Genomic DNA, 16,583 nt, shown 5'->3' with positions numbered 1-16,583 from the left:
CGCAGAAAAAAAGCGTCGCCTGGGCGGCGCTTTGTTTTTTGTGGCGCAGATCCCGTTTCATCGTGCTGATTGATCATGGACAAGCGGTGGCGAAGGTTACACACTGGAGCACCTCCGATTTCATCAGACAGTTATTCAGAGTGAGCTCATGAAGCAACTGACTATTCTTGGCTCCACCGGCTCAGTGGGGACCAGTACCCTGGCCGTGGTCAGGGAAAACCCCGACCTTTTTGCGATTAAAGCGCTGGTTGCCGGCCACAACGTAGCGGTTATGGCGCAGCAATGCATGGAATTTCGTCCGGCCTATGCCGCGATGGCGGACGAAGGCGCCGCGCGTGAACTGCGCATTCTGCTGGCGGAAAATGGCATTGCCACCGAGGTGATGGCAGGCGAGCAGGCCGCTTGTGAACTGGCGGCGTTGGATGACGTCGATCAGGTTACCGCCGCCATCGTCGGCGCTGCCGGGCTGCTACCCACGCTGGCGGCAATTCGCGCAGGCAAGCAGGTGCTGCTGGCGAACAAAGAATCGCTGGTGACCTGTGGGCGCCTGTTTATGGACGCGGTGCAAAAAAGTCAGACGCAGTTGCTGCCGTTGGACAGCGAGCATAACGCCATTTTTCAGAGTTTGCCTGAGAGCATTCAGCGTCAGTTGGGATACTCTTCATTAGACAGTCATGGTGTGTCGCGCATCGTGCTCACCGGTTCCGGCGGCCCGTTCCGCACTACGCCACTGGAACAGTTTGCCACGATGACGCCGGATCAGGCCTGCGCCCATCCCAATTGGTCGATGGGGCGCAAGATCTCGGTGGATTCCGCCACCATGATGAACAAAGGACTGGAATATATTGAGGCCCGCTGGCTGTTTAACGCCTCGGCTGAACAAATGGAAGTGATTCTGCATCCGCAGTCGGTGATCCACTCGATGGTGCGCTACACCGATGGCAGCGTACTGGCCCAGTTGGGCACGCCGGATATGCGCACGCCGATCGCCCATGCTATGGCTTACCCGCAGCGGGTCAGCTCTGGCGTGGAAGCGTTGGATTTTTGTCGCATCGGATCGCTGACCTTTGCCGAACCTGAACGGGAACGTTATCCCTGCCTGTATCTGGCCATCGAGGCCTTTGACGCCGGGCAGGCGGCAACCACCGCACTGAATGCGGCTAACGAAGTGGCGGTGGCGGCTTTCCTGCAGGAGCAGATTCGCTTTACCGATATTGCGGCGGTGAACCAAAAAGTAGTCGAACGGCTATCACTGCAGGAACCGTCCTGCATTGATGCGGTCTTAGAAATAGATCGCCAGGCTCGTGAGGTTGCTGTTGGGTTAGTTAAATCACTGCGCAACTGATAACGGCATTTATCTTATTTTGTTCGCAAATTACGCGTGCCGCAGTGGGGCCGTTTGTTCAGGCCCAGCTGAGGTGATATAGTCTGCGCCACTTGTCAGCGGTTATACCGTTGAATTTTGGCCCGATTGATATCTCGAACGCCAACGGCGCAGCGGAAATTACCGACTGCCGCCGGGCAGACTGAAAAGCCGTGTCGGGCACACGGCTTTTTTTGCGCGTAAGGGCCTGATGTTCCGGAAGGGCAGTTGTATTTCTATTGAGGAAATAAGTACGAGTTATGTCGTCCGCAAATCAACAAGAGGCTAATCCGTCCACTCTGGGGCCACGGCATGTTGCCATTATCATGGACGGTAACGGGCGCTGGGCTAAACGTCAGGGTAAGTTACGTGTCTTCGGTCATAAAGCAGGGGTGAAATCGGTTCGTCGCGCGGTCAGTTTTGCCGCCAACAACCATTTAGATGCGCTCACGCTTTATGCCTTCAGCAGCGAGAACTGGAACCGTCCGGTGCAGGAAGTCTCCGCCCTCATGGAGCTTTTCGTCCGTGCCTTGGACAGCGAAGTAAAAAGCCTGCATAAACATAACGTCAGACTGCGGGTGATCGGCGATATCAGCCGTTTCAGCGCGCGTTTGCAAGAGCGGATCCGTCGCTCCGAGCAACTGACTGAAAATAACGATGGCCTGACGCTCAACATTGCTGCCAACTACGGCGGCCGTTGGGATATTATTCAGGGAGTAAGGGAACTGGCTGAGCAGGTGAAGGACGGTTCGCTGCGTCCGGATCAAATTAGCGAAGAATTACTGGGTGAGCGGGTCTGCATGAGCGATCTGTCACCGGTGGATCTGGTGATCCGCACGGGCGGTGAACACCGCATCAGTAACTTCTTGCTGTGGCAAATTGCTTATGCCGAACTTTACTTTACTGATGTACTCTGGCCTGATTTTGATGAACTTGTCTTTGAAGGTGCGCTGAATGCATTTGCACAACGCGAGCGTCGCTTCGGGGGAACAACACCTATCGGCGCCAATGCGTCCTAGGGGGAACTTTTGCTGAAGTATCGCCTCATAACGGCTCTGATTTTAATCCCGATTGTTATCGCGGCGTTGTTCTTGCTGCCGCCGGTGGGCTTTGCCCTGGTCACGCTGGCTGTGTGCATGCTGGCAGCCTGGGAGTGGGGCCAACTGGCCGGTTTTACCTCCCGCTCGCAGCGCATCTGGCTGGCGATATTGTGCGGCCTCCTGCTGGCGTTGATGATGCTCAGCATTCCGGCCTATCACCAGTCGGTTCACCTGCCTCAGGTAGGCGGGCCGCTGTGGCTGTCATTGGCCTGGTGGTTGGCGGCGCTGCTGCTGGTGCTGTTTTATCCGGGGTCTGCCGCGCTGTGGCGTAATTCGCGTCCAATACGTCTGATTTTTGGCTTGCTAACCATAGTGCCGTTCTTCTGGGGCATGCTGTCGTTGCGTCAGTTCGGCTATGAGCAAAACCACTTCACCGGCGCATGGTGGCTGCTGTATGTGATGTTGCTGGTTTGGGGCGCGGATTCCGGCGCCTACATGTTCGGCAAACTGTTCGGCAAGCATAAGCTGGCGCCAAAAGTTTCACCGGGGAAAACCTGGGAAGGGCTCATCGGTGGTCTGATTACCTCGGCCCTGATATCCTGGTTGTTTGGCCGTTATGCCCCGTTGAATATCGTGCCGACCACCTTACTGATTTGTTCGGTGATTGCCGCACTGGCTTCCGTGCTGGGCGATCTTACCGAGAGCATGTTCAAACGCGAAGCGGGTATCAAAGACAGTGGTCATTTGATACCGGGTCATGGCGGTATACTGGATCGTATCGACAGCCTGACCGCAGCAGTGCCTGTATTTGCCTGCCTGATGCTGTTAGTGTTTTAATCCGTCAACGACGGGGAGTGAAGGGATTATGGGTAGCGTGCTCTGGAACTTAGTCGCATTTCTTATTGCACTCGGTGTTTTGATCACCGTGCACGAGTTCGGGCACTTTTGGGTCGCTCGTCGTTGCGGCGTCCGTGTAGAACGCTTTTCCATCGGTTTTGGTCGCGCCTTATGGCGCCGTACTGACCGCCAGGGGACGGAGTACGTGATTGCCCTGATCCCGCTGGGCGGCTACGTGAAGATGCTCGATGAGCGGGTTGATTCGGTTGCGCCGGAATTCCGCCATCAGGCATTTAACAACAAAACCGTGTGGCAACGCGCCGCTATCGTCAGTGCCGGCCCTATCGCCAACTTCCTGTTTGCTATCCTTGCTTACTGGCTGGTCTTTATTATCGGCGTTCCCAGCTTCCGCCCGGTAATTGGTGAAATATCCCCACAGTCGATAGCCGCCCACGCTGAAATTTCGCCTGGAATGGAACTTAAGTCCGTTGATGGCATCGAAACGCCTGATTGGGAATCAGTTCGTCTGGCGCTGGTGGCGAAGATCGGCGACGCGGAAACCGAAGTGGGTATTGCGCCGTTTGGCTCTTCTCAGGTGGTGACCAAAACTCTGGATTTGCGCCAGTGGAATTTTGAGCCGGACAAACAGGATCCCGTGGTTGCGCTGGGTATTATTCCGCGCGGCCCACAGATAGAATCTGTCCTTGCCGAAGTGCAGCCGGGGTCGGCGGCACAAAAGGCGGGTTTGCAAGCGGGGGACAGGATCGTTAAAGTCGACGGTCAGCTATTGGGTCGTTGGCAAACGTTGGTTAAACGGATCCACAACGGCCCTGGGCAACCGCTGGTTTTAGAGGTTGAAAGAAACGGCGCCCCCTTGTCTTTGACGCTGATACCGGATACAAAGCCGGTGGGAAAAGACAAATCGGTGGGTTTTGCAGGCATCATTCCGAAGGTGTTGCCGCTGCCGGACGAGTACAAAACGATTCGCCAGTATGGACCTTTCCCGGCGCTGTATCAGGCTGGGGACAAGACCTGGCAGCTGATGAGCCTTACGGTCAAAATGCTGGGTAAATTAATAACCGGTGATGTGAAGCTGAACAACCTGAGTGGCCCGATTTCGATTGCACAGGGAGCAGGGGCGTCAGCCGGGGTCGGGTTAGTGTATTATTTGATGTTCCTGGCGTTGATCAGTGTCAACCTGGGCATCATCAACCTGTTCCCATTACCGGTGTTAGATGGTGGGCATCTCCTCTTCCTGGCGATAGAAAAGCTGAAGGGTGGGCCGGTTTCCGAGCGAGTACAGGACTACAGTTACCGCATAGGTTCGATCGTGTTGGTGCTTTTAATGGGTCTTGCACTTTTCAATGATTTTTCTCGCCTTTAGGGGCGGGGATAGGTTAGGAAGAACGCATAACAACGATGGCGATGAAAAAGTTGCTCATAGCGTCGCTGCTGTTTGGCAGCGCCACCGTATACGGTGCAGACGGGTTCGTAGTGAAAGATATTCATTTCGAAGGCCTGCAGCGAGTCGCCGTCGGTGCGGCGTTACTCAACATGCCGGTTCGCGTAGGCGATACCGTCTCTGACGATGATATCAGTAATACCATCCGTGCCTTGTTTGCCACTGGCAACTTCGAGGACGTTCGCGTGCTGCGCGATGGTAATACGCTGATTGTTCAGGTTAAGGAACGCCCTACCATTGCCAGCATCACTTTCTCCGGCAACAAGTCGGTGAAGGATGACATGCTCAAGCAAAACCTGGAGGCCTCTGGCGTTCGGGTTGGCGAAGCGCTCGACCGCACCACGATATCCAGCATTGAAAAAGGGCTGGAAGACTTCTATTACAGCGTCGGTAAATACAGCGCCTCGGTGAAAGCCGTTGTCACGCCGTTGCCGCGTAACCGTGTCGACCTGAAACTGGTGTTCACGGAAGGGGTTTCCGCCAAGATTCAACAAATCAACATTGTCGGCAACCATGCCTTCACTAACGATGAGCTGATTTCACGCTTCCAACTGCGTGATGAAGTGCCGTGGTGGAACCTGGTTGGCGATCGCAAATACCAGAAACAAAAGCTGGCGGGTGACCTTGAAACCCTGCGCAGCTTCTATCTGGATCGCGGCTACGCGCGCTTTAATATCGATTCGACTCAGGTCAGCCTGACGCCGGACAAAAAAGGCATCTACATCACCATCAACATCACTGAAGGCGAGCAGTACAAGCTCACCGGCGTGATGGTGAACGGCAATCTGGCCGGCCACTCGGCGGAAGTCGCCCAGTTGACCAAGATTGAACCGGGTGAACTGTATAACGGCAGCAAAGTCACCAAAATGGAAGATAACATCAAAACGATGTTGGGCCGTTATGGTTATGCCTACCCGCGTGTATCTACTCAGCCTGAAATCAACGACGCGGATAAAACCGTGAAGCTGCACGTAAACATCGATGCGGGCAACCGTTTCTATGTGCGTCGCATCAAGTTCGAAGGCAACGACACCAGTAAAGACTCCGTACTGCGCCGTGAAATGCGTCAGATGGAAGGTGCGTGGCTGGGCAACGCTCAGGTCGAGCAGGGTAAAGAACGTCTGAACCGTTTGGGCTATTTTGAAACGGTAGATGTGGAAACCCAGCGCGTGCCTGGCACTGCGGATCAGGTAGACGTCACTTACAAAGTGAAAGAGCGTAACACCGGTACCTTCAACTTCGGCGTCGGCTACGGCACCGAGAGCGGCGTGAGCTTCCAGGCGGGGGTCCAGCAGGACAACTGGCTGGGTACCGGCTACTCCGTCGGTATCAGCGGCACCAAGAACGACTACCAGACCTACACCGAGCTGTCGGTTACCAACCCGTACTTCACCGTTGACGGTGTGAGTTTGGGCGGGCGTATCTTCTACAACGACTTTAAAGCGGACGATGCGGACCTGTCCGACTATACCAACAAGAGTTACGGTATAGACGGCACCCTGGGCTTCCCAATCAACGAAAACAACTCGTTGCGTACCGGTTTGGGTTACGTGCATAACGGCCTGTCCAACATGCAGCCGCAGGTTGCCATGTGGCGTTATCTGGACTCGATGGGTCTGGATCCGAACAAGACCGACCGCGCCAGCTACTCTGCGGATGACTTCACGCTGAACCTGGGTTGGACCTACAACAACCTGGACCGTGGTTATTTCCCAACTTCGGGTAACCGCACTACGCTGAATGGTAAAGTGACCATTCCGGGGTCGGATAACGAATACTACAAGCTGACGCTGGACAGTGTGCAATACGTCCCAATCAACGACGATCGCACCTGGGTGCTGTTGGGTCGTGGTCGTCTGGGTTATGCAGATGGTCTGGGCGGCAAAGAAATGCCGTTCTACGAGAACTTCTACGCCGGCGGCTCCAGCACCGTGCGTGGTTTCGGTTCGAACACCATCGGTCCAAAAGCGGCGTACTACAATTCCAACTCGTATAGCTGCAGCAATGGCGCAACGATTTGTAATTCGGACGATGCGGTCGGCGGTAACGCTATGGCCGTCGCCAGTATGGAGCTGATTACGCCAACGCCATTCATCAGCGAGAAATACGCCAACTCAGTGCGTACTTCCCTGTTCATGGATGCGGGTACCGTATGGGATACCAACTGGCAGAATTCTCAGACCAGCATGTACGATATTCCGGACTACAGTAAAGCGAGCAATATCCGCGTTTCTGCCGGTATCGCCTTGCAGTGGATGTCACCTTTGGGGCCATTGGTGTTCTCTTATGCCAACCCGATCAAGAAATACGAAGGCGACAAGTCCGAACAGTTCCAATTTAACATTGGTAAGACCTGGTAACGGGTCGAGCTTCTGGGCATAAGCAGTTATTAAGAATCGCAAATGCCAGGCGCCCGCCGGAACACAGAGATGATTCTCATTGTTTTGCGGGATAAGTCTGGCAGATTGTGTACTTCAAGTGTCATATGGCACAAATGGGTGATGGTAAGGAGTTTATAGTGAAAAAGTGGTTGTGTGCCGCAGGCCTCGGTTTAGCAATGGCTGCTTCAGCTGGCGTTCAGGCAGCAGATAAGATCGCTGTAGTTAACGTCTCCAGCATTTTCCAACAGTTGCCGGCTCGTGAAACCGTAGCTAAACAGCTGGAAAACGAGTTCAAAGGCCGTGCGGGTGAGCTTCAGAACATGGAGCGTAGCCTTCAGACCAAAATGCAACGTCTGCAGCGTGATGGCGCTACCATGAAAGCCAGCGATCGCAGCAAGCTCGAAAAAGACGTGATGGCACAGCGCGAGCAGTTCTCTCAGAAAGCTCAGGCTTTTGAGCAGGACAACCGTCGCCGCCAGATGGAAGAGCGTAACAAAATCCTGAGCCGTATTCAGGACGCTGTGAAATCTGTTGCCAGCAAAGAAGGCTACGACGTAGTGATCGATGCTAACGCCGTTGCCTACGCAGGTTCTTCTAAAGACATCACTGCTGACGTGCTGAAACAGGTTAAATAACAACATGCCTTCTATTCGACTGGCTGATTTAGCGCAGCAGTTGGATGCACAATTGCACGGTGATGGCGATCTCGTCATCACCGGCATTGCTTCTATGCATTCGGCACAGGCTGGCCAAATCACGTTTTTGTCAAACAGCCGCTATCAAGAGCAGCTGGCTTCCTGCCAGGCAAGCGCAGTGGTGCTTACCGAGGCGGATTTACCACACTGCCGTTCTGCGGCGCTGGTGGTTAAAAACCCTTACCTGACCTACGCGCGCATGGCGCAACTGATGGACACCACCCCGTCTCCGGCCCAGGATATTGCCCCTAGCGCAGTAATCTCACCTGAAGCCACTTTGGGGCAGCATGTTGCCATCGGTGCGAATGCGGTGATCGAGTCGGGTGCCATACTTGGCGATAACGTGGTTATCGGCCCGGGCTGTTTTATCGGCAAACGTGCACGCATTGGCGCAGGTACGCGTCTGTGGGCGAACGTAACGATTTATCATGAAGTCGAGATCGGTCAGCACTGTCTGATCCAATCGGGCACCGTGATTGGTGCTGATGGTTTCGGCTATGCCAACGAACGCGGCAACTGGATTAAAATTCCTCAGTTGGGCACGGTGATTATCGGCGATCGCGTCGAAATCGGCGCTTGCACCACCATTGACCGCGGCGCGTTGGATAACACCCAGATCGGGAATGGTGTTATCATCGACAACCAATGTCAGATTGCACATAACGTTGTGATTGGCGACAATACTGCCGTTGCCGGCGGTGTTATCATGGCGGGCAGCCTGAAAATCGGCCGCTACTGCCAGATCGGTGGAGCCAGCGTGATCAATGGTCACATGGAGATCGCCGACAAGGTTGTTGTCACCGGAATGGGAATGGTTATGCGACCAATCACCGAACCTGGGGTATACTCTTCGGGCATTCCGTTACAACCCAACAAAGTTTGGCGTAAAACCGCTGCGTTGGTGATGAATATCGATGAGATTAGCAAGCGCTTAAAAGCTGTCGAACGAAAAGTCGGAAAGGACTAATCACTACCGCCCGCCTGACTGGGTACAAAACGAAACGCGTTGGTCATGAGACCAAAAGCGCAAAGAGTTGTTAATTTGCGGCCTGCATGATGATCTCCTTTTGGGGTCAGCGCAGGCCGTGTTGTTGATGCCATCAGTTTTTAGAGACAGGAAGAGTATTTTGACTACTGACACTCATACTCTGGATATTGCAGAAATTTTAGAGTTGCTTCCTCACCGTTACCCGTTCTTGCTGGTTGATCGCGTCCTCGAGTTTGAGGAGCACAAATTCCTGCGTGCGGTGAAGAACGTATCTGTAAATGAGCCGTTTTTCCAGGGACACTTCCCTGGTAAGCCGATTTTTCCAGGCGTATTGATTCTGGAAGCCATGGCGCAGGCCACCGGTATTTTGGCGTTCAAAAGCGTCGGCAAACTGGAACCGGGCGAGCTGTATTACTTCGCCGGTATCGATGAAGCCCGTTTCAAACGCCCGGTAGTGCCTGGTGATCAGATGATCATGGAAGTCACCTTTGAGAAAACACGTCGTGGTCTGACGCGCTTTAAAGGCGTGGCAACCGTCGACGGCAAAATTGTCTGCGAAGCAACCATGATGTGTGCGCGCAGCCGGGAGGCTTAATCCGTGATCGACAAAACCGCCTTTATCCATCCTAGCGCGATTATCGAAGAAGGTGCCGTTATCGGCGCTGGCGCGCACATCGGTCCCTTCTGTTACGTCGGCTCCCAGGTGGAAATCGGCGAAGGCACGGTACTGAAGTCCCACATTGTGGTGAATGGTCTGACCAAAATCGGTCGCGATAACCAGATCTATCAATTCGCCTCTATTGGTGAAGTGAATCAGGATCTGAAATACGCGGGCGAACCTACGCGTGTCGAGATTGGCGATCGCAATCGCATTCGCGAAAGCGTGACCATTCATCGCGGCACAGCGCAGGGCACAGGGTTGACCAAGGTAGGTAATGACAACCTGCTGATGGTTAACGTGCACGTTGCGCACGACTGTGTGGTGGGTAATTTCTGTATCTTGGCGAACAATGCTACGCTTGCCGGGCATGTGGAAATTGACGACCATGCCATTATTGGTGGCATGACGGCTATCCACCAGTTCTGCATCATCGGCACCCACGTGATGGTGGGCGGTTGTTCCGGTGTTGCCCAAGACGTGCCTCCTTTTGTCATCGCGCAGGGTAACCACGCCACGCCATTCGGCGTTAACGCCGTGGGCCTGAAACGTCGTGGTTTCGATAAAGATCAAATGCAGGCAATCCGTAACGCCTACAAGATCCTTTATCGCAGCGAGAAAACGCTGGATGAAGCGAAAACAGAAATCGAAACCCTGGCAAAAGAGCAGCCGGTGGTGCAGCAGTTCCTGGATTTCTTTGGCCGCTCAACCCGCGGTATCATTCGCTGACCTATGCAAAATCGCCCATTGACTATCGGATTGGTCGCCGGAGAAACTTCCGGTGATATTCTTGGCGCCGGATTGATCCGCGCGCTTAAGGCGCAAGTCCCCGACGCGCGTTTTGTTGGCGTCGCCGGCCCGCTGATGCAGGCTGAAGGCTGTGAAACCTGGTACGAAATGGAAGAGCTGGCGGTAATGGGCGTGGTGGAGGTGCTTGAGCGCCTGCCACGCCTGTTAAAGATCCGCAAGGATCTTACCCGCCGGTTCAGCGAACTGAAGCCGGACGTGTTTGTGGGTATCGACGCGCCTGACTTCAATATCACCCTGGAAGGCCGTCTGAAACAACGCGGCATTCGCACCATTCACTATGTCAGCCCGTCCGTCTGGGCCTGGCGTCAAAAGCGCGTTTTCAAAATTGGCAAAGCCACCGATCTGGTGCTGGCGTTTCTCCCTTTCGAAAAAGCGTTTTACGATCGTTTTAACGTTCCCTGCCGGTTTATCGGCCACACCATGGCTGATGCCATGCCGCTGCAGGCGGACAAATTGGCTGCGCGCGCTACGCTGGGTATCGCACCCGATGCACGTTGTCTGGCCCTGTTGCCGGGCAGCCGCAGCGCAGAAGTTGAGATGCTGAGCGCCGACTTCCTGAAAACGGCGCAGTTGCTGCGTACCCGTTATCCCGACCTTGAGCTGGTGGTGCCGCTGGTTAACGCCAAACGTCGCGAACAGTTTGAGCGGATCAAAGCTGAAGTGGCGCCCGAGCTGCGGGTGCATCTGCTGAACGGTCAAGGGCGTGAGGCGATGGTTGCCAGCGATGCGGCATTACTGGCTTCAGGCACCGCCGCGCTGGAGTGCATGCTGGCCAAATGTCCGATGGTGGTGGGCTACCGTATGAAACCCTTTACCTTCTGGCTGGCGCAGCGGTTAGTGAAGACGCCGTATGTCTCGCTGCCCAATCTGTTGGCAGGCCGTGAAATCGTCACCGAACTGCTGCAGCATGACTGCGTGCCGGACAAGCTGGCGGCGGCGGTGATGCCGCTGCTGGAAGACGGCCCGCAAACCGACGAACTGAAACAAACCTTCCTTACTTTGCACCAAAGCATCCGTTGCGGTGCTGATGAACAGGCCGCTCAGGCTGTGTTGGAGCTGGCAAAAGCATGATTGAACCTTTCATCTATCCTGTCGCCACGCTGATTGCCGGCGTGGACGAAGTGGGGCGTGGCCCTTTGGTTGGCGCAGTGGTTACCGCTGCGGTGATCCTCGATCCCGCCCGGCCGATCGTGGGCCTGGCGGACTCGAAAAAGCTCAGTGAAAAGCGCCGCCTGGCGCTGTATGACGAAATCGTCGAGAAAGCGCTGTCCTGGAGCCTGGGCCGCGCTGAGCCAGAAGAGATCGACCAACTTAACATTCTGCATGCCACTATGCTGGCGATGCAGCGTGCGGTTGCCGGGTTGCATATCGCACCGGACATGGTATTGATCGACGGTAACCGCTGCCCGAAATTGCCGATGCGTTCACAGGCGGTGGTGAAGGGAGACAGCCGCGTGGCGGAAATCAGCGCGGCATCCATTCTGGCTAAGGTAACGCGTGACCGCGAAATGGCCGAATTGGATCTTGTGTTCCCCGACTACGGTTTTGCGCAGCATAAGGGCTACCCGACCGCCTTCCATCTGGAGCGGCTGGCCGCGCTGGGTGCGACCGAGCATCACCGCCGCAGTTTTGCCCCGGTAAGAAGGGCGCTGGGGCTGTAATCTGCAGGCCTGGTTATCCGGGCCAGACAAGCGATAGCGTTAACCCGGGTTCAGTCCGCTGAGCCCCTAGATTCAGGTATCTGGATATGGCCGAACCTCGTTTTATTCACCTGCGCGTTCATAGCGACTACTCCATGATTGATGGATTAGCCAAGATCGGGCCGTTGGTGAAGAGAGCCGCCGCGTTAGCCATGCCTGCTTTGGCAATTACCGACTTTACCAACCTGTGTGGTCTGGTGAAGTTCTATGGCAGCGCGCACGGCGCCGGGATCAAACCGATCATCGGCGCGGATTTTCATGTGCAAAGCGAAGTGCTGGGCGATGAGCTGGCGCAGCTCACCGTGCTGGCCGCCAATAACGAAGGCTACCAAAACCTGACGTTGCTGATTTCCCGCGCTTATCAGCGTGGTTACGGTGCCGCCGGCCCGACCATTGATCGCGACTGGTTGATTGAGCACCGTGAAGGGCTGATTTTGCTTTCTGGCGCGCGCCAGGGGGACGTCGGCAAGTTTCTGCTGCGCGGCAACCAGCCGCAGGTGGAGCAGTGCCTGGATTTCTATCAGCAATACTTCCCGGACAGTTATTACCTCGAACTGATCCGCACCGGTCGGCCGGACGAAGAAAACTATCTGCACGCCGCAGTGGCGCTGGCCACCGAACGCGGATTGCCGGTGGTGGCCACTAACGATGTGCGCTTTCTGGTCGAGGACGACTTTGACGCCCACGAAATTCGCGTCGCCATTCATGATGGTTTCACGCTGGACGATCCCAAGCGTCCACGCAACTATACGGCGCAACAATACATGCGCAACGAAGATGAGATGTGCGAGCTGTTTGCCGACATCCCGGAAGCGTTGCTCAACAGCGTAGAGATCGCCAAGCGTTGTAACGTGACGATTCGCCTCGGCGAGTATTTCCTGCCGCAGTTCCCGACCGGTGATATGAGCACCGAAGACTTCCTGATCCTCAAGTCGAAGGAAGGGCTGGAAGAACGCCTGGAGTTCCTGTTCCCCGACCCGGAAGTACGCGCTCAACGTCGCCCTGAATACGATGAACGTCTGGATATTGAACTGAACGTGATCAACCAGATGGGCTTCCCGGGTTACTTCCTGATCGTGATGGAATTCATCCAGTGGTCGAAGGATAACAACGTACCGGTAGGCCCGGGGCGTGGTTCTGGTGCCGGTTCGTTAGTAGCCTATGCACTGAAAATCACCGATCTTGACCCGTTGGAGTTTGACCTGCTGTTTGAACGTTTCCTGAACCCGGAACGTGTTTCGATGCCCGACTTTGACGTCGACTTCTGCATGGAAAAACGCGATCTGGTGATTGAGCACGTGGCGGACATGTACGGTCGTCAGGCGGTATCGCAAATCATCACCTTCGGTACCATGGCGGCGAAAGCGGTTATTCGCGACGTAGGCCGCGTGCTGGGCCACCCCTATGGCTTCGTCGACCGCATCTCCAAACTGGTGCCGCCCGATCCGGGCATGACGCTGGAAAAAGCCTTTGCCGCCGAACCCCAACTGCCGGAAATTTACGAGGCCGATGAGGAAGTTAAGGCGCTGATCGACATGGCGCGCAAGCTGGAAGGGGTAACGCGTAACGCCGGTAAGCACGCCGGGGGCGTGGTGATCGCGCCGACCAAAATCACTGACTTCGCGCCGATCTATTGTGACGCCGAGGGGCAGCATCCGGTTACCCAGTTCGACAAGAACGACGTGGAATATGCAGGGCTGGTGAAGTTCGACTTCCTCGGCCTGCGTACCCTGACCATCATCGACTGGGCGTTGGAGATGATCAACGCCCGGCGCGCCAAAACCGGGCTGGAGCCGATTGATATCGCCGCCATCCCGCTCGAAGACAAGAAAAGCTTCGATATGCTGCAGCGTTCGGAGACCACTGCGGTCTTCCAGCTTGAATCGCGCGGCATGAAGGATTTGATCAAACGTCTGAAGCCCGACTGTTTCGAAGACATGATCGCACTGGTGGCGCTGTTCCGCCCTGGGCCTCTGCAGTCAGGCATGGTGGATAACTTTATCGACCGTAAGCACGGCCGTGAAGAAATTTCCTACCCGGATATCCAGTGGCAGCATGAGTCGCTCAAGCCGGTGCTGGAGCCGACCTACGGCATTATCCTGTATCAAGAACAGGTTATGCAGATTGCCCAGGTCCTGGCCGGGTATTCGCTGGGTGGCGCGGACATGCTGCGCCGTGCGATGGGTAAAAAGAACCCGGTTGAAATGGCCAAGCAGCGCGGCGGTTTCGAGGATGGGGCAAAAGCACGCGGCATCGACGGCGAACTGTCGGTAAAAATCTTCGATCTGGTGGAGAAATTCGCCGGTTATGGCTTCAACAAGTCACACTCCGCCGCCTATGCGCTGGTGTCCTACCAGACGCTGTGGTTGAAGGCACACTACCCGGCCGAGTTTATGGCGGCGGTGATGACCGCCGATATGGACAACACCGATAAGGTGGTGGGGCTGGTGGATGAGTGCTGGCGCATGGGGCTGAAAATCCTGCCGCCGGACATCAACAGCGGTCAGTACCATTTCCACGTTAACGATGAAGGTGAGATCGTTTACGGTATCGGCGCTATTAAAGGCGTTGGGGAAGGGCCGATTGAAGCCATTCTGGAAGCGCGTAACAGCGGTGAGCAGGGCTACTTTAAAGACCTGTTTGATCTGTGCGCGCGCTCTGACATCAAAAAAATTAACCGCCGCATTCTGGAAAAGCTGATCATGTCCGGGGCGTTCGACCGCCTTGGGCCGCACCGCGCCGCATTGATGAACTCATTGCCCGATGCGTTGAAAGCGGCTGATCAGCATGCCAAAGCCGAAGCGATCGGCCAGGTGGACATGTTTGGCGTACTGGCGGAAGCGCCGGAGCAAGTGGAGCAATCCTACGCCAACGTGCCCCGCTGGCAGGAGCAGGTGGTACTGGACGGTGAACGGGAAACGCTGGGGTTGTACCTCACCGGACACCCGATCACCCAGTACCTTAAGGAGATCGAACGCTACGCCGGTGGCCAGCGTTTGAAAGATATGCACCCGACGGATCGGGGCAAAATGACCACCGCCGTTGGGCTGGTGATCGCCTCGCGGGTTATGGTCACCAAGCGCGGTAACCGCATCGGGATCTGTACTCTGGATGACCGCTCTGGCCGTCTGGAGGTGATGTTATTCACCGATGCGTTAGAAAAATACCAGCATTTATTGGAAAAAGACCGTATCCTGATCGCCAGTGGACAGGTCAGCTTTGATGACTTTAGCGGCGGGCTTAAAATGACCGCCCGTGAGCTAATGGATATCAGTGAAGCCCGTGAAAAATACGCTCGCGGACTTGCTATCTCGCTGACGGACAGGCAAATTGATGACCAGCTTTTGAACCGTCTCCGTCAGTCTTTGGAACCCCATCGCTCGGGGACGATTCCAGTGCATCTTTACTATCAACGGGAAGATGCGCGGGCCAAGCTGCGTTTTGGCGCAACCTGGCGCGTGACGCCCACCGACCGCTTATTGATAGATTTGCGGACTTTGGTAGGTAATGAGCAGGTGGAACTGGAATTTGACTAAAATAGGAATGCTATGAGTCTGAATTTTCTTGATTTTGAACAGCCGATTGCAGAGCTGGAAGCGAAAATTGACTCGCTGACTGCAGTCAGCCGTCAAGACGAAAAATTAGATATTAATCTGGACGAAGAGGTTCAGCGCCTTCGTGAAAAGAGCGTTGAGCTGACGCGCAAGATTTTTTCCGATCTTGGGGCCTGGCAAGTTGCCCAATTGGCACGCCACCCGCGCCGTCCTTATACCCTGGATTATATCAAACACATCTTTACCGATTTCGAAGAGCTGGCGGGTGATCGCACCTATGCCGATGACAAAGCGATTGTCGGTGGTATTGCGCGCCTGGATGGCCGTCCGGTGATGATCATCGGGCATCAGAAAGGCCGCGAGACCAAAGAGAAAATCCGCCGTAACTTCGGCATGCCGGCACCGGAAGGCTATCGCAAAGCGCTGCGCCTGATGGAAATGGCTTCTCGCTTCAAGATGCCGCTGATCACTTTCATCGACACCCCTGGCGCCTATCCGGGCGTGGGCGCGGAAGAGCGTGGCCAGTCAGAAGCGATTGCCCATAACCTGCGTGAAATGTCTCGCCTGAAAATTCCGGTGATCTGTACGGTGATCGGCGAAGGCGGTTCCGGTGGTGCATTGGCCATTGGTGTGGGCGACAAAGTGAACATGCTGCAGTACAGCACCTATTCGGTGATCTCACCGGAAGGTTGTGCTTCCATTCTGTGGAAAAGCGCCGACAAAGCGCCTATTGCCGCAGAAGCCATGGGCATTACCGCACCGCGCCTGAAAGAGCTGAAGCTGATCGACTCGGTGATCCCGGAACCGCTGGGCTCTGCTCACCGCGATGTGCCGGCGATGGCGGAAGCGTTGAAAGCGCAGCTGCTGGCCGATCTGAAAGATCTCGACGGCCTGAACACCGAAGAGCTGCTTAACCGCCGCTACCAGCGCCTGATGAACTACGGCTATTGCTGAGTGCTGTCACGCGTTGCAAGAAACCGCCTTCGTGAAGTGAACCCCATTTATTGGACACTTTGCGTGGCGGCTAACATGGCCTGAGTCCGGTACTGTACCGGGCTTAGACCGTTTAGTTTTACCTTGATGCGTTCGTTGTTG

At 55.4% G+C, this 16,583-nt stretch carries 14 protein-coding genes; 13 read left to right on the top strand and 1 reads right to left on the bottom strand.

Features of this window, described 5'->3' with window-relative positions:
- Positions 1–148 precede the first annotated feature (148 nt).
- The 13 genes from ispC to accA all read left to right on the top strand — a co-directional run bounded on the left by ispC (position 149) and on the right by accA (position 16,442).
- Entirely contained in the window at positions 149–1,345 is a 1,197-nt protein-coding gene (gene ispC / locus H5P17_RS22545) for a 1-deoxy-D-xylulose-5-phosphate reductoisomerase (protein WP_182825338.1), read from the top strand.
- Positions 1,346–1,623: 278 nt separating this feature from the next.
- Entirely contained in the window at positions 1,624–2,382 is a 759-nt protein-coding gene (ispU, locus tag H5P17_RS22540) for a (2E,6E)-farnesyl-diphosphate-specific ditrans,polycis-undecaprenyl-diphosphate synthase (protein ID WP_020828361.1), read from the top strand.
- A 9-nt stretch (positions 2,383–2,391) separates the two neighbouring features.
- Positions 2,392–3,240, top strand: a complete 849-nt coding sequence (cdsA, locus tag H5P17_RS22535) for a phosphatidate cytidylyltransferase (protein ID WP_044553125.1) — start codon at positions 2,392–2,394, stop codon at positions 3,238–3,240.
- Positions 3,241–3,268: 28 nt separating this feature from the next.
- On the top strand, positions 3,269–4,624 hold the full coding sequence (gene rseP / locus H5P17_RS22530) for a sigma E protease regulator RseP (RefSeq protein WP_044553124.1): 1,356 nt from the start codon (positions 3,269–3,271) through the stop codon (positions 4,622–4,624).
- Positions 4,625–4,659: 35 nt separating this feature from the next.
- Positions 4,660–7,062, top strand: coding sequence for an outer membrane protein assembly factor BamA (bamA, locus tag H5P17_RS22525; protein WP_044553122.1), 2,403 nt, complete (start codon positions 4,660–4,662; stop codon positions 7,060–7,062).
- A gap of 158 nt (positions 7,063–7,220) precedes the next feature.
- The gene (gene skp / locus H5P17_RS22520; RefSeq protein WP_020828357.1) at positions 7,221–7,718 is read left to right on the top strand and encodes a molecular chaperone Skp; all 498 of its coding nucleotides are present in this window, start codon (positions 7,221–7,223) and stop codon (positions 7,716–7,718) included.
- A gap of 4 nt (positions 7,719–7,722) precedes the next feature.
- Positions 7,723–8,745, top strand: coding sequence for a UDP-3-O-(3-hydroxymyristoyl)glucosamine N-acyltransferase (lpxD, locus tag H5P17_RS22515; RefSeq protein WP_182825336.1), 1,023 nt, complete (start codon positions 7,723–7,725; stop codon positions 8,743–8,745).
- Positions 8,746–8,905: 160 nt separating this feature from the next.
- Positions 8,906–9,361 (top strand): 3-hydroxyacyl-ACP dehydratase FabZ, encoded by a 456-nt coding sequence (gene fabZ, locus H5P17_RS22510; protein WP_017893789.1) that lies wholly within the window; start codon positions 8,906–8,908, stop codon positions 9,359–9,361.
- Between the two features lie 3 nt (positions 9,362–9,364).
- Complete coding sequence (gene lpxA, locus H5P17_RS22505; protein ID WP_182825334.1) at positions 9,365–10,153, top strand: acyl-ACP--UDP-N-acetylglucosamine O-acyltransferase; 789 nt, start codon at positions 9,365–9,367, stop codon at positions 10,151–10,153.
- 3 nt (positions 10,154–10,156) lie between these two features.
- Positions 10,157–11,305, top strand: coding sequence for a lipid-A-disaccharide synthase (gene lpxB / locus H5P17_RS22500; protein WP_182825332.1), 1,149 nt, complete (start codon positions 10,157–10,159; stop codon positions 11,303–11,305).
- Positions 11,302–11,895: a ribonuclease HII gene (rnhB, locus tag H5P17_RS22495; protein WP_020828353.1), complete on the top strand. Its 594-nt coding sequence runs from the start codon at positions 11,302–11,304 to the stop codon at positions 11,893–11,895. The genes lpxB and rnhB overlap by 4 nt, the downstream gene beginning before the upstream one ends.
- 86 nt (positions 11,896–11,981) lie before the next feature.
- Positions 11,982–15,470 (top strand): DNA polymerase III subunit alpha, encoded by a 3,489-nt coding sequence (gene dnaE / locus H5P17_RS22490; RefSeq protein ID WP_182825330.1) that lies wholly within the window; start codon positions 11,982–11,984, stop codon positions 15,468–15,470.
- A gap of 12 nt (positions 15,471–15,482) precedes the next feature.
- Positions 15,483–16,442, top strand: coding sequence for an acetyl-CoA carboxylase carboxyl transferase subunit alpha (gene accA, locus H5P17_RS22485; protein WP_020828351.1), 960 nt, complete (start codon positions 15,483–15,485; stop codon positions 16,440–16,442).
- Positions 16,443–16,489: 47 nt separating this feature from the next.
- Here the strand turns inward: accA and H5P17_RS22480 are convergent.
- Positions 16,490–16,583, bottom strand: a 94-nt coding sequence (locus tag H5P17_RS22480) for an IS3 family transposase (protein WP_182825102.1), incomplete at its 5' end; no start/stop codon positions are given.

It is taken from the genome of Serratia sp. OS31 (assembly GCF_014164835.1).
In the GTDB taxonomy this organism is placed as follows: domain Bacteria; phylum Pseudomonadota; class Gammaproteobacteria; order Enterobacterales; family Enterobacteriaceae; genus Serratia; species Serratia liquefaciens_A.
Note: the sequence above shows the minus strand (reverse complement) of the source record. Positions and strands in the feature narration are given on the sequence as shown.